Source organism: Polaromonas sp. CG_9.5 (assembly GCF_035984465.1).
Classification (GTDB): domain Bacteria; phylum Pseudomonadota; class Gammaproteobacteria; order Burkholderiales; family Burkholderiaceae_C; genus Polaromonas.
In genome coordinates, this window is the sequence record NZ_JAXCHR010000001.1 from 251,097 (window position 1) to 265,020 (window position 13,924).

Genomic DNA, 13,924 nt, shown 5'->3' on the forward strand with positions numbered 1-13,924 from the left:
CGCCCACCCGCCCCACCTTTTTATTTCCGGAACACTGACCTATGTCCAGCCACCCGACTTCTTCTGCAACCGGCAGCATTGCCCCCGCCCACCACGACGAAAACCAGCTGATGGTCGAGCGCCGCGAAAAGCTCAGCGCCTTGCGTCAACACCAAGCCGACGGCAAAGGCGTGGCGTTCCCGAATGACATCAAGCCCGGCCATCGCGCCGAAGCGCTGTTTGCCGAATACAGCCACCTGAGCAATGAAGAGCTGGAGCCGCTGGCCGTCAAGGTGCATGTGGCGGGCCGCATGATGCTCAAGCGCGTGATGGGCAAGGCCAGCTTTGCGACGTTGCAGGATGCGTCGTTTGGCCCGTCGGGCGGCCGCATCCAGCTCTACATCAACAACGCCGGCGTGGGCGAAGACGTGCATGCCGCTTTCAAGCACTGGGATTTGGGCGACATCGTGTCGGCGACCGGTCTGCTGTTCAAAACCAAGACGGGCGAGTTGTCGATTCATGCCGACAGCATCCGGCTGGTGACCAAAAGCCTGCGCCCGCTGCCCGACAAGTTCCACGGCATGGCGGACCAGGAAGTCAAATACCGCCAGCGTTATGTCGATCTGATCATGGACGAGTCGGCACGCAAGCGTTTCATGGCGCGCAGCAAGGCGGTCAGCGGCATTCGCGAGTTCATGGTGTCGCATGATTTTCTGGAAGTCGAAACGCCGATGCTGCATCCGATTCCGGGCGGTGCGAATGCCAAGCCGTTCAAGACGCACCACAACGCGCTGGACCAGGAAATGTTCTTGCGCATCGCGCCCGAGCTGTACCTCAAGCGGCTGATCGTCGGCGGTTTCGAGCGCGTGTTCGAGATCAACCGCAGCTACCGCAACGAAGGCATCAGCGTTCGCCACAACCCCGAGTTCACCATGATGGAGTTCTATGCGGCGTGGTGGAACTACACCGACCTGATGGCCTTCACCGAAGACCTGATCCGCGACATTGCGCAAAAAGTCTGCGGCTCGCTGCAACTGAGCTACGCTGACAAGCCGGTGGATTTGAGCCAGCCGTTTGAGCGCCTGACGATTCGCGAAGCCATCCTCAAGCACACCGACGCAGGCGACCACGTGGACAACGCCGAATGGCTGACCAATGCCCTGAAAAAGCTCGGCTTGAGTGAAGCCAAGAACCGCCTGGCCGGCCGCTCGCTGGCCAGTTTGCAGGTGCTGTATTTTGAGGAAACGGTGGAAGACAAGCTCTGGCAGCCGACCTTCATCATGGAGCACCCGACCGAAATCTCGCCGCTGGCGCGCGCCAACGACGAACGCCCGGAAGTCACCGAGCGCTTTGAGCTGTACATCACGGGCCGCGAATTCGGCAACGGTTTCAGCGAGTTGAACGACGCCGAGGAACAAGCCGCGCGGTTCAATGCGCAGGTCGATGCCAAGGACGGCGGCGACGACGAAGCCATGTTCTACGACCACGACTTCATCCGCGCGCTGGAATACGGCATGCCCCCGACCGGCGGCTGCGGCATCGGCATCGACCGGCTGATGATGCTGCTGACCGACAGCCCCAGCATTCGCGACGTGATCTTGTTCCCGGCGCTGCGCCGCGAAGCGTGACGTGCAGGCGCTTTAGCGGGTTCTTTTTGCTAGCTAATTCATAGCTGACAGCGCTTGTGCAGCGTGCACCACAGGCCTTTTCAATGCTGAAAAGGCCTTTTTTTCGTCAGAATGGGTTTGGTGGGGCGCGATTTTTGGGTAGGTTGCTGTTTCAGCCCAAAAGAGACTGTTTTCTGTCGGGGGCGACGGTTGCCCGTTCCACCGGCAGGCGCAGGTCGTCCAGGTAGTCGCGCGCAATATCGACGGTGCATTCGACGCCCAGCATCGGGTAGTTTTGGGCCAGCCATTGGGCCGCGCAGCGCCGGCCCAGATCGCGCAAGCCGTGGATCAGGCCGGCCTCGGTTGACGCCTTGGTCGAGGCGCTGTAGGCGTCCAGCGCTTTACCGCCGTCAATGCGGTGCATCAGCACGTCCTTGTACTGCGACGCTTCGAGCTTGCCTTCGGCCAGCAGGCGCTTGACAAAATCAATCGCGCGCATTTCGGCGACCAGCCCGGCATTGAAGGTAATTTCATTCACGCGGTCGGCAATTTCGCCGGGTTGGGTCGGCAGCTTGTCCCGCTGGATCGGGTTGATCTGAACCAGCATGATGTCGCGGCTCTGGCATTCGTAGAGCAGCGGGTGCAGCGCCGGGTTGCCGGTGTAGCCGCCATCCCAGAAATGATCGCCCTCAATCTCGACCGCCCGGAACACCATGGGCAGGCAGGCCGACGCCATGACCGCGTCGGCCGTCAGGCGCTGGCCTGAAAACACCTCGGCCTTGCCGGTGCTGACGCGCGTGGCCACCACGAACACCTTGGGCGTCGCCGGGAAAGGGTGCGCCGCCAGCCGCTCGAAATCGACCTGAGAGGCCAGAAAATCCTTCAGCGGGTTGATGTCAAACGGGTTGCTCTGGTAAGGCGACAGGCTGCCCGACCAGTAGCGGGTGAGTTCATCGGTCCAGCGCGAAGCCGACCAGATGCCGCTGCCCAGCTGTCCCAACAAAACATTGAACGGTGCGCGCTGCCACAGCGACAGTGATTTTGATAACGAAGACGACACGGCGCTCAGGTCAATAATGCCATTCCAGAAATTCGCCAGCGCCTGCCGCACCGCTTCATAGCGCGCAAGCCGGGACTGGCCGGGGGCGCTGACCAGCCCATGCGCCAGCACCACGGCGTTCATGGCGCCGGCGCTGGTGCCGCTGATGCCTTCGATGTCAATGCGGCCGTCTTCCAGCAGCGCGTCCAGCACACCCCAGGTAAAAGCGCCGTGTGATCCGCCGCCCTGCAGTGCGAGGTTGACCAGGCGATGGCGATTCTCGGGAGGAGCGACGGGAGAGTTGCTGGAATGCTTCATGCATAAAGCCTAACAAAAAAGCGGGCTGAATCTTTACGCATAAACCGGCTGGGGCGCTATTGGGCAGCCGGTCTAAAATCCGCTCCGGCTCCGCCGCGTGGCGAAGTGACCGAAAAAACGCCCCGTTTTATGCCTTTTAGGGCGCTAGCGCATAGTTGGCGTGCGCAACCAGCTATTAAAAAAGTAGCACATAAGATTCCAATGAAATACCTCATGGGCTACCCGGACAGCCTCAAAGCCCAAGTGCAGCAGTTGCAGACACAAGGCCGGCTCGGCGAAACGCTGCTGGCCAAATACCGCCACGCTCACACCGTGCGCACCGACAAGGCGTTGTACGACTATGTAATGACGCTGAAAAATGATTTTTTGCGCAATTCCGAACCGCTGAACAAGGTGATGTTTGACAGCAAGCTACAGATCATCACGCACGCACTGGGCACGCACACGACGATTTCACGCGTGCAGGGCAACAAGCTCAAGTCCAAACGCGAAATCCGCGTCGCGTCGCTGTTCAAGGACGTGCCGGAGGAATTTTTGCGGATGATTGCGGTGCACGAGCTGGCCCACATCAAGGAAAAAGACCACGACAAGGCGTTCTACAAACTCTGCACCTACATGGAGCCGCAGTACCACCAGTACGAGTTCGACCTGCGCGTGTACCTGACGCACATGGATGCGTCAGGCAAGCTGGACTGGCCGACCCCGAACTGACCCGACTGCCAGGTCAGCAAACCATCAGGGAATCAACCCCAGCGCGTGCATGTAGGCGGGCAACACCATCAGCTCGTCCCATTCATGGGCCGGCGTGGTGGGCAGCAGCGCCAGGCGGCGTAATTCGCTGGCTTCCTGGGCGTCCCACTCGCCCTTGAGCAGCGCTTCGGCCATGCCGTCCAGCAGTTCATCGACCGGCTTGCCCTGCCCCACCGACTGGTTGCACAGCAGCACCATGTCGCAGCCAGCGTTCAGCGCGGCGACGGCGGCCTGCGTGTAGCTGACTTCGACGCCGTCAAGCAAGCGGGCACCGGCCATGCTCAGGTCGTCGCTGAAAATCGCGCCGCCAAAACCGAGCTGGCTGCGCAGGATGAAGTTCAGCCATTTGCTCGAAAAACCGGCGGGCCGGGCATCGACTTTGGGGTAGATCACATGCGCCGGCATCACGCTGGACAGCGTGGTGTTGAGCCATTCATAGGGCGCGGCGTCGTCTTTCAAAATGGCTTTGAGCGTGCGCGTGTCCACCGGAATGTCGGTGTGCGAGTCGGCCTTGACGAAGCCGTGGCCGGGGAAATGTTTGCCGCAGTTGGCCATGCCGCTTTGCAGCAGGCCGTGCATCAGGCTTTTGGCCAGCAGGCTGACCACGCGCGGGTCGCGGCCAAAAGCGCGGTCGCCAATCACGCTGCTTTCGCCAAAATCGAGGTCGAGCACCGGCGTGAAACTGAAATCAACGCCGCAGGCGCGCAACTCGGCCCCCAGCACATAACCGCAGGCGGTGGCTGCGTTGGTCGCGGCCAGCTGGTCGCGGGTCCATTGCGCGCCCAAAGCGCGCATGGGCGGCAGATGCGTCAGGCCGTCGGTGCGAAAACGCTGCACCCGGCCGCCTTCGTGATCGACGCAGATCAGCAGGTCGTCGCGCAGGGCCTTGATCTCGGCGCACAGCTTGCCGAGTTGCTGGCGGTCTTTCCAGTTGCGGGCGAACAGGATGATGCCGCCGGTCAGCGGATGCTTGAGGCGGCGGCGGTCGTCCTTGCTGAGTTTGAGACCGGCGATGTCGATGATGAGAGGGGCGTGCTGGGTCATGGGGTTATTCTTGAAGTCACTATGAAATAAATAGCTGCTTGCGCACGAGCAGCATGCGCTAGGGGGCTTTTTTCTCTACAACGCAAAAACTGGCGGCGTAGTCGGTTTCGTCGGTCACGCTGACGTGGGCGGATAGTTGGCGCGCGTCAAACCAGTCTTTCAGCGCGCCGTGCAGCACGATCTCGGGCTTGCCGCTGGACACTTTGGTGATCTCGCAGTTTCGCCAAGTCATGGGCATGCGCATGCCCAAACCGATGGCTTTGCTGAACGCTTCCTTGGCAGAAAAGCGGGTAGCCAGGTAACTGACGCCCCGGTCTGGCCAGCGGGCGCTGCGCTCTGTCCACGTGGCCAGTTCGCCGTCGCTCAAGATTCTTTGCGCAAAGCGCTCGCCGTGCCGCTCAAGGCTGGCGCGGATGCGGCGGATGTCGCAGATGTCGGTGCCGATGCCGTAAATCATCAGGCCAGCGTCAAACGGTAGTGGCCGGCGCAAACGCCTCATTGATGCAGTTCAGATAGCCTTTCACCGTGGCGTCGTAACCCAGTTCCAGTGCGTCGGCCACCAGCGCATGGCCGATGGACACTTCCAGCACACCGGGCACGGCGCGCAGGAATTCGGCCAGGTTGTCGCGGTTCAGGTCGTGGCCGGCATTCACTCCTAAATTAATAGCTACTGCCGCCCGTGCAGTCTGCGCAAACTGGCTTAATACCTTGTTTTTTTCAGCGCCGGACCAAGCCCGCGCATAACTTTCGGTGTACAGCTCGACCCGGTCAGCGCCGACGGCTTTGGCAGCTTCCATGGCTTCCGGAACCGGGTCCATGAACAGGCTGACGCGCACGCCGCGCGCATGCGCGTAGTCGATGTGCGGCTGAAGCAGCTCGGCATCGTGCGCAAGATTCCAGCCGTGGTCGCTGGTGAACTGGTCTTCGGTGTCGGGCACAAAAGTGCACTGGTGCAGCGGCAGGCCCCGGGCGGACAGGTCGCGCACGAAATGCATCAGGTTTTGCAGCGGATTGCCTTCAATATTAAATTCACAATGCGGCCAGTCCTTCATCAGCGCCGCCAATTCATAGACATCGTCGGCGCGGATATGGCGCTCGTCGGGCCGGGGATGCACCGTGATGCCCTGCGCACCCGCCTGCAGGCACAACTCGGCAGCGCGCAGCACGCTGGGAATATCAAGATTTCGGGTGTTGCGAAGCAGCGCCACCTTGTTGACATTGACGGACAGGGCCGTCTTTTGCGTGCCGGGTGGATGCGCGGGGTGTGACCGATGGTCGGAATGAAATAGAGCAATCATGGCGAAATCAATCTTTAAAGGGCTTGCAGGTCCATCATCATTTGCCGGGTTTTCAGAACCCTTACGCCGCAATGGTAGTGCAGCAAATTACGCAACTGCAATTTGAGCGCATTCGCCGCCGGCACACAGGCCCGCAAGGTGTCGGAAAACAGGGATTTCTCAGTCAAGGACGCTTGCAATGCCTGCCACTGTTCGCCGGGCAAGCTGACGCGGTCATCGGCATGGGCCAGCCGCAAGCCGGCTTCGGCCACCAGTACATAGTGCTGTTGCGGCAGCACGGCAGCCAGCGTCGCGGTCTCGACATCCAGCAACGGCAGCAGGCCAATATCGCGCAGCAGGCGCAACTCAAAAGCGCGCAGCGCGAGCTGCAGCGTGTCGGGGTTCTGGCTGGCCAGCAGCTGGACAGTGGCGGCATAAGCGTCAAACAGCACCGGATGCGGGTCGTCTCTGGCCAGCAGGCGCATCAGCAGTTCATTGAGGTAATACCCCGACAGCAGCGCGTCGCCGCTGGGCATGACATGGCCGCCCTGCCATTCGGCGCTCTTGAGATTGCGGATTTCCGCATCGCCGCCAAACGCAACATGCAGCGGCTGCATGGGCAGCAAGATGGGCCGAAAGCTGGAACTGGGTTTTTTAGCCCCGCGCGCCACCAGCGCCACCCGGCCATAGTGACGCGTGAACACATCCAGGATCAGGCTGGATTCGCTCCAGTCGTAACGGTGCAGCACATAGGCGGGCTCGTTACTGATGCGTTGAATGGCCAAGGTGAAACAGGTGCCAGGTCAGGTCAATGACATTTCAGCGAAAGGTCGCAAGCGCGAGTCTGCGCTTTTCCCAGCAGGGGCCGCAGGACTGGCTTTGCCAGACTGCAGGCGCAGCGGGGAGCGTGGGCGCTCGATCACTCATAGCCAAATGTCTTGACCCGCGCTTCGTCATCGGCCCAGCCGGAGCGCACCTTGACCCAGATTTCCAGGAACACCTTGCCGCCGGTCAGCGCTTCGAGCTCGTGCCGCGCCTCGGTGCCGATGCGCTTGAGTTTTTCGCCCTTCTCGCCAATGATCATGCCCTTGTGGCCGTCGCGCTCGACGACGATGGTGGCCGCTACCCGGCGCAAATTGCCCTCTTCCTCGTACTTGTCGATGATGACGGTCGAGGTGTAGGGCAGCTCGTCGCCGGTCAGGCGAAACAGCTTTTCGCGGATGATCTCGGCGGCCATGAAGCGGTCGCTGCGGTCGGTCAGCGCGTCCGCCTCGTACATCCACGGCTGCACCGGCAGGTATTTTTCGCAAATGCCGAACAGGCGCTCGACATCCTTGGCATTGTTGGCCGACATCGGCACGAACTCGGCAAAGTTGTGCCGCTCCTGCATGGAACGCAGCCAGGGCGCGATTTCAGCGCGGCGGTGAATCAGGTCAAACTTGTTGGCCAGCAAAATGGCCGGTGTTTTTTCGGGCAGCAGCGACAGCACCTTGGCGTCGGCCAGGTTGAACTGGCCGGCTTCCACGACAAAAACAATCAGGTCAACGTCGTTCACCGCGCCGACCACGGTGCGGTTCAGCGAACGGTTCAGGGCGTTGCCGTGCCGGGTCTGAAAGCCCGGTGTATCGACAAACACAAACTGCGTCGCAGAGCGGGTGCGCATGCCGGTGATTCGGTGGCGCGTGGTCTGCGCCTTGCGCGAGGTGATGCTGACTTTCTGGCCCACCAGCGCATTGAGCAAGGTGGATTTGCCGACGTTGGGCTTGCCGACAATCGCAATCAGACCGCAACGCTGCTCGCCCACGGGCGGAATAGTGGAGGCACTGCTGCCCTCTGCAGATACCGCCGCTCCGCGAAAAGCCGAGGCCTGGGCCAGCATCGCGCTGATCGCGTCCTGGCTCTGGGCTGGCTCCGGGGAGGCGGGAAATGCTGGCGTGGCCGCAGCCGCAGCCTCGGGCGAGGCGTTGGCGGGCGGGGTGGATTCGTGGTTGTCGGTACTCATATTCAATTCAATCTTTTTGGGTAGCAGCCTGCTCGGGCAGTTGCCGTAATGACTCAGGAAGCCAGGGTCTTGACGAACGCCAGCATGGCTGTTGCGGCGGCCTGCTCGCCGGCTCGGCGCGATACGCCCGTGCCACGCTCAGCGCGGCCATATTCGGTGATGGCACATTCCACCTCGAAGGTCTGCATGTGGGCGGCGCCTGTGGTGCCGACCACCCGGTACAAAGGAAGGTGCATTTTGCGGCCTTGCAGCCATTCCTGCAATTCGGTTTTCGGGTCTTTGCCGATGGCCTTCATTTTCGGATTCACTTCGACATCCTTGAACAGCCGGCGCACCAGCTGGTCGGCCTTGTCATAACCGGCATCCAGATACACCGCGCCGATCACGGCTTCAAGTGCATCGGCCAGCATGGACGGCCGGTTCTTGCCGCCAGACCGGGCTTCGCCCTCGCCGAGGCGCAGCAGGTCGGGCAGACCCAACACCACGGCCAGCTTGTGCAGGGTGTCTTCCTTGACGAGGTTGGCACGGGCCCGAGACAAATCGCCTTCGGGCAAGTCTTTCAAGCGCTCGTAAAGCAAGCCGGCCACGGCCAGATTGAGAACCGAATCCCCGAGAAACTCAATGCGCTCATAGTGATCTGCCGAAAAGCTGCGGTGCGTCAGCGCCTGGACAAGCAGTTTAGGGTTGGCAAACTCATGCTGCAGGCGCTTTTGCAACGCCTGCAAAGCCGGGCTGGAAGTGGGAGCTGGAGTCGGACGCACTTATTTGGATCGGCCGTTGTACTTGAGCAGCAAGAAGGCCGGGCCGGCCAGATGAACTTCACGGGTGTAGGCAAAAGCCACCACGGTCTTGTCGCCCTCTTTGCTCACATCAAGGTCTTTGCCGGAAATGGAATGAATGTCGTCAATCTGCCCGGCTTTGTCGAAAATAGACCGGACTTCCGCCACGGTATTGCCCGTCGCCGCTTTGGTGGCGGCCTTGGTAATGGCCTGGAACTCCATCAGTGTGGGAAGCACCTGGGCGGCCACGATGCCGACGAATGCCAGCACCGCGCCGACAAACAAAATACCAATAAAGGAAATACCACGTTGCTGATGTTTCATATGTGTTTGCTCCGGCTGAAAATGTACGAAAGGACGGCGACCTCAAGAGTGCAATGCCGCCTTGGCCCTGATTACTGGAAACTGCCAATGCGCTTGAGGTTACCGAAATTCATCCAGACAAAAAATGCCTTGCCAACGATGTTTGCCTCTGGCACAAAACCCCAGTAACGCGAATCCAGCGAATTGTCCCGGTTGTCACCCATCATGAAGTAGTGCCCGGCTGGCACTTTGCAGACGACCCCTTCGGTGCTGTAGCGGCAGTTTTCCCTGAACTTGAAGTTGTCGGCACCGGCGATAAACGACGGCCGATCGTCGTCATTGAGCAAGCGATAAGTTTTGTCACCGTTGGTCTCTTCAAACTGCTTGGCATAGCGCATCGAATCCACATCAAAAAACTCGGGCAGCGGCGTCTTTGGCAAAGGCTTGCCATTGATGGTGAGTTTTTTGTTCAGGTAAGCCACCTCATCACCCGGGATGCCGACGACCCGCTTGATGTAGTCCAGGCTGGGCTTGGGCGGGTAACGGAACACCATCACGTCGCCGCGTTCGGGGCTGTGGTTGTCGAGTACCTTGAGGTTGATGACCGGCAGACGCACGCCGTAGTGAAATTTGTTGACCAGAATCAAGTCATTGACCAGCAACGTCGGAATCATGGAGCCCGATGGAATCTTGAAAGGCTCAAACAGGAAAGAGCGCAGCAAAAAAACGATGATGATGACCGGGAACAATCCCGCCGTCCAGTCCAGCCACCAAGGCTGCATGATGAGCCGGCTTTTGGCTTCAGTGGTGTTGTCATCCACCTGGTTGATGCCCATTTTGGCCAGTTCAGCATGGCGTTTGGCGGCATTGGCTTCAAGCGCAACCACTGCCTTACGGCGTTGCGGCAAAAAGTAGAGTTGTTCAGCCACCCAGTAAATGCCCGTCACCACGGCAGCCAGAAACAGCAGGACAGAAAAGTTGCCCTCGACCATGCCGAAGTACCAGGCAGCGCCATAGCCGACAAACCCGGCCAGCACCAGCGCCGTGATGGAACTCATGACGCCGCGCATCAGTCTTCTACCTGCAAGATAGCCAGGAATGCCTCTTGCGGCACCTCGACCGAACCGATTTGTTTCATGCGCTTCTTGCCTGCTTTCTGCTTTTCAAGAAGCTTCTTTTTACGGGAAATGTCGCCGCCATAACACTTGGCAATCACGTTTTTACGCAATGCCTTGATGGTTTCGCGCGCAATAATGTTGGCCCCGATGGCCGCCTGAATGGCGACATCGAACTGCTGGCGCGAAATAATCTCGCGCATTTTGGCCACCACGGCCCGCCCGCGATACGCCGACTGGCTGCGGTGAACAATGATCGACAACGCATCGACCTTGTCGCCGTTGAGCAAGATATCGACCTTCACCACGTCAGAGGCACGGAACTCCTTGAACTCATAGTCCATTGACGCATAGCCGCGCGACACCGATTTGAGCTTGTCAAAAAAGTCCAGGACAATCTCGCCCAGCGGCATTTCGTAGGTCAGCATGACCTGCTTGCCGTGATAAGCCATGTTCAATTGCACGCCGCGTTTCTGGTTGGCCAGCGTCATGACCGCGCCGACATAGTCTTGCGGCATGTACAGATGCACAGTGACGATGGGCTCGCGGATCTCGGTCACGCGGCCGCCGTCTGGAATTTTCGACGGATTTTCGACCTTAATGAGCTCGCCATCGACCTTGAGCACCTCATACACCACGCTGGGCGCGGTGGTAATCAGGTCCTGGTCAAACTCGCGCTCCAGCCGTTCCTGCACAATTTCCATGTGCAGCAGGCCCAGAAAGCCGCAGCGAAAGCCAAACCCCAGCGCTTCACTGACTTCCGGCTCGTAATGCAACGACGCGTCGTTGAGCTTGAGCTTTTCCAGTGCATCGCGCAGCGACTCGTACTCGCTGGCTTCTGACGGATAAAGTCCGGCAAACACCTGCGGCTGGATTTCCTTGAAGCCCGGCAGGGCTTCGGTTGCCGTAAAAGCCGCGCCGCCAGTGCCGCCCTTGATCAGGGTGATGGTGTCGCCCACGCGGGCTGCCTGGAGTTCCTTGATGCCGGCAATCACAAAACCGACTTCGCCGGCTTCTAAGGCCGGGCGCGGTTCGGTGTGGGGCGTGAAAACGCCCAGCTGCTCGGCGTTATAGGTGGCTTCGCTGGCCATGAGCTTGATGCGGTCGCCTTTGGCGAGTCGGCCATCGACCACACGCACCAGCATGACCACGCCCACATAGGCGTCATACCAGCTGTCAATAATCATGGCGCGCAGGGCCGCGGCCGGATTGCCTTTGGGCGGCGGGATGCGGGCCACCACGGCCTCCAGAATCTCGTCAATGCCCATGCCGCTCTTGGCGCTGCAGGGAATCGCATCGGTGGCATCAATGCCGATGACTTCTTCGATTTCCTGCCGGGCGTTGTCGGGGTCGGCCTGCGGCAAATCCATCTTGTTGAGCACCGGCACCACGGTCACGCCCAGATCAAGCGCTGTGTAGCAGTTGGCCACGGTCTGCGCCTCAACGCCCTGGCTGGCGTCGACGACCAGCAGCGCGCCTTCGCAAGCCGACAGGGAGCGGCTGACTTCGTAAGAGAAGTCAACGTGGCCCGGGGTGTCGATCAGGTTAAGGTTATAGATCTGGCCATCAAGCGCCTTGTACTTGAGCGCAGCGGTTTGCGCCTTGATGGTGATGCCACGCTCTTTTTCGATATCCATCGAATCGAGCACCTGCGCACTCATTTCGCGATCCTGCAGGCCGCCGCAACGCTGGATAAGCCGATCCGCCAAGGTGGATTTACCGTGATCAATATGCGCAATGATCGAAAAATTTCGGATGTGATTCATCAAGAAAAACGCCTAGCTACTTGAATATATTGAAAAAAAAGACAGACCATCACAGAAGAACATAAAAAAAGGCGCGTCTGGCAGTGACGCGCCCTGAACCAACCCTCTATGGCAACTGCGAAAGCTGGAATCCCATTGCAGGTGGAAAGCCTGCAATAAACAGCCCGGAAATCGGCAACTTGTTGATGTCAGGCACTGACACAGGGCACCTTGTGGCACAAGATTTTTGCTGTTTTAGAGGGCTTGATACTTCGCGATCCATGCCTGGGCTTTCACGCTGAACTTAAGAAGGCTTGGGCAGCGATCAACAAAAACATCGCTGAAATGCTGCTGCATTCTACCCAGCCTCACCCCACTCCCCATTTCCTGGCGCCAAGCCGGCCCTTAACGTGCCGGCTTGAGGATCAAAAACTGGGCCAAGTCGCCGCGCCGCACCAGCACCGTCATGTTCTTGGTCTTGTCGATTTTCGCCAGCGCCGCCTCGAAACTCTTGAGCCCTGCGACTTCCGTGTTGGCGATGGACACAATCACGTCGCCTTCGCGCAGTCCGGCACGGGCAGCCGCCCCTTCAACCGCATCCACCTTGACGCCGCCCTTGATATCCAGTTCTTTCTTCTGTGCATCGGTTATTTCACTGACCGACAGGCCAATCGCCTGTGCCGGCCCCGCCACCGGGGGCTTGGCACCTGACTTGGCAGCGGGACGGGCAGGCTTGTCGGCTTCCACTTGGGCGATCGTGACCGACAAATCCTTGGTAGCGCCACGCCGGAATACCGTCACCGTTGACTTGGTGCCTGGCTTGACATTGCCGACGATGCGCGGAAGGTCGCTCGACTTTTCAATCGCCCGGCCATCGAACTTGACGATGATGTCACCGGCTTCTATGCCCGCTTTTTCAGCAGGCCCACCGCTTTCCACGCCTCTGACCAGTGCGCCCTGGCTTCTACCCAAGCCAATGGCCTCGGCCACGTCCTTGCTGACCTGGTCGATTTGCACGCCAATACGGCCGCGCGTTACTTTTCCGCTGATGCGCAACTGCTCTGACACGCGTATCGCCTCGTCAATCGGAATCGCAAAGGAAATACCCTGAAAGCCCCCCGAACGTGAATAAATCTGGCTGTTGATGCCAACGACTTCGCCACGCATGTTGATTAAAGGCCCGCCGGAATTGCCGGGATTGATAGCCACATCGGTCTGGATGAAGGGCAGATAGTCGCCGGTGTCGCGCTGCTTGGCACTGACAATGCCTGCCGTCACGGTATTTTCAAGTCCGAACGGTGACCCGATGGCCATGACCCATTCGCCCACCCGCAACCGGCTGATGTCACCAATTTTGACGGCGGGCAGGCCCGTCGCGTCGATCTTGACCACCGCCACATCACTGCGTTTGTCAGCGCCCATGATTTTGGCCTTGAACTCGCGCTTGTCGGTCAGTGTGACGATGACTTCATCCGCACCTTCGACCACATGGGCATTGGTCATGACAAAGCCGTCCGCCGTCAAGATAAACCCGGACCCCACGCCACGCGGTATCTCTTCGTCGGGCTGACCTGAGTCCGGACGGGGCGCACGCGGCATGTTGGGCGGCACGGGAATGCCGAAACGCTTGAAGAACTCCAGCATTTGCTCATCCACATTCCCGGCGGCCGAGGCCCTGGTTTTTTCCAGTGTCCGGATGTTGACAACCGACGGCCCCACCTGATCCACCAGATCGGTGAAGTCAGGCAAGGTGCGTGTTTGCGCCCACACCGGCGTTACAGGCATAACGGCGGCGGTGGCTGCGACGGCCATCAGGCTTGCGGCCAGGTAAGGGCGCAGGGATTTCAGGTTCAATTCAAGCATCTTCAGCCTTGTCATAAAGAGTAGTGGGCAAGCAAACCGGCGTGTCGTAAAGGAGTCAAAAGCGGCGAATTCACGTAGAAAACAAAAATTTGTTTCTTGGGCC

At 59.7% G+C, this 13,924-nt stretch carries 13 protein-coding genes; 2 read left to right on the forward strand and 11 right to left on the reverse strand.

Features of this window, described 5'->3' with window-relative positions; genetic code table 11:
- Positions 1–41: 41 nt before the first annotated feature.
- Positions 42–1,607, forward strand: a complete 1,566-nt coding sequence (gene lysS / locus RCH06_RS01170; RefSeq protein ID WP_327079595.1) for a lysine--tRNA ligase — start codon at positions 42–44, stop codon at positions 1,605–1,607.
- A 151-nt stretch (positions 1,608–1,758) separates the two neighbouring features.
- Here the strand turns inward: lysS and RCH06_RS01175 are convergent, their stop codons facing one another.
- Positions 1,759–2,943: a patatin-like phospholipase family protein gene (locus RCH06_RS01175; protein WP_327079596.1), complete on the reverse strand. Its 1,185-nt coding sequence runs from the start codon at positions 2,941–2,943 to the stop codon at positions 1,759–1,761.
- Between the two features lie 201 nt (positions 2,944–3,144).
- Between RCH06_RS01175 and RCH06_RS01180 the strand changes: the two genes are divergently transcribed.
- The gene (locus RCH06_RS01180) at positions 3,145–3,654 is read left to right on the forward strand and encodes a YgjP-like metallopeptidase domain-containing protein (RefSeq protein ID WP_327079597.1); all 510 of its coding nucleotides are present in this window, start codon (positions 3,145–3,147) and stop codon (positions 3,652–3,654) included.
- 24 nt (positions 3,655–3,678) lie between these two features.
- Here RCH06_RS01180 and nagZ read toward each other — a convergent pair whose 3' ends face one another.
- The 10 genes from nagZ to RCH06_RS01230 all read right to left on the reverse strand — a co-directional run bounded on the left by nagZ (position 3,679) and on the right by RCH06_RS01230 (position 13,821).
- Positions 3,679–4,737 (reverse strand): beta-N-acetylhexosaminidase, encoded by a 1,059-nt coding sequence (gene nagZ, locus RCH06_RS01185; RefSeq protein WP_327079598.1) that lies wholly within the window; start codon positions 4,735–4,737, stop codon positions 3,679–3,681.
- 58 nt (positions 4,738–4,795) lie between these two features.
- A complete protein-coding gene (gene acpS / locus RCH06_RS01190) occupies positions 4,796–5,194 on the reverse strand; it encodes a holo-ACP synthase (protein ID WP_327079662.1) in 399 nt (132 codons plus the stop codon).
- A 10-nt stretch (positions 5,195–5,204) separates the two neighbouring features.
- Positions 5,205–6,035: a pyridoxine 5'-phosphate synthase gene (locus RCH06_RS01195; protein WP_327079599.1), complete on the reverse strand. Its 831-nt coding sequence runs from the start codon at positions 6,033–6,035 to the stop codon at positions 5,205–5,207.
- A gap of 14 nt (positions 6,036–6,049) precedes the next feature.
- On the reverse strand, positions 6,050–6,799 hold the full coding sequence (gene recO / locus RCH06_RS01200; RefSeq protein WP_327079600.1) for a DNA repair protein RecO: 750 nt from the start codon (positions 6,797–6,799) through the stop codon (positions 6,050–6,052).
- 134 nt (positions 6,800–6,933) lie between these two features.
- The gene (gene era, locus RCH06_RS01205; protein WP_327079663.1) at positions 6,934–7,893 is read right to left on the reverse strand and encodes a GTPase Era; all 960 of its coding nucleotides are present in this window, start codon (positions 7,891–7,893) and stop codon (positions 6,934–6,936) included.
- A gap of 176 nt (positions 7,894–8,069) precedes the next feature.
- Entirely contained in the window at positions 8,070–8,777 is a 708-nt protein-coding gene (gene rnc, locus RCH06_RS01210) for a ribonuclease III (protein WP_327079601.1), read from the reverse strand.
- Complete coding sequence (locus tag RCH06_RS01215) at positions 8,778–9,119, reverse strand: DUF4845 domain-containing protein (RefSeq protein WP_327079602.1); 342 nt, start codon at positions 9,117–9,119, stop codon at positions 8,778–8,780.
- A 71-nt stretch (positions 9,120–9,190) separates the two neighbouring features.
- A complete protein-coding gene (gene lepB / locus RCH06_RS01220) occupies positions 9,191–10,156 on the reverse strand; it encodes a signal peptidase I (RefSeq protein ID WP_327079603.1) in 966 nt (321 codons plus the stop codon).
- A gap of 11 nt (positions 10,157–10,167) precedes the next feature.
- A complete protein-coding gene (gene lepA / locus RCH06_RS01225; RefSeq protein ID WP_327079604.1) occupies positions 10,168–11,979 on the reverse strand; it encodes a translation elongation factor 4 in 1,812 nt (603 codons plus the stop codon).
- A gap of 384 nt (positions 11,980–12,363) precedes the next feature.
- Positions 12,364–13,821: a DegQ family serine endoprotease gene (locus RCH06_RS01230; protein WP_327079605.1), complete on the reverse strand. Its 1,458-nt coding sequence runs from the start codon at positions 13,819–13,821 to the stop codon at positions 12,364–12,366.
- Positions 13,822–13,924: the final 103 nt, after the last annotated feature.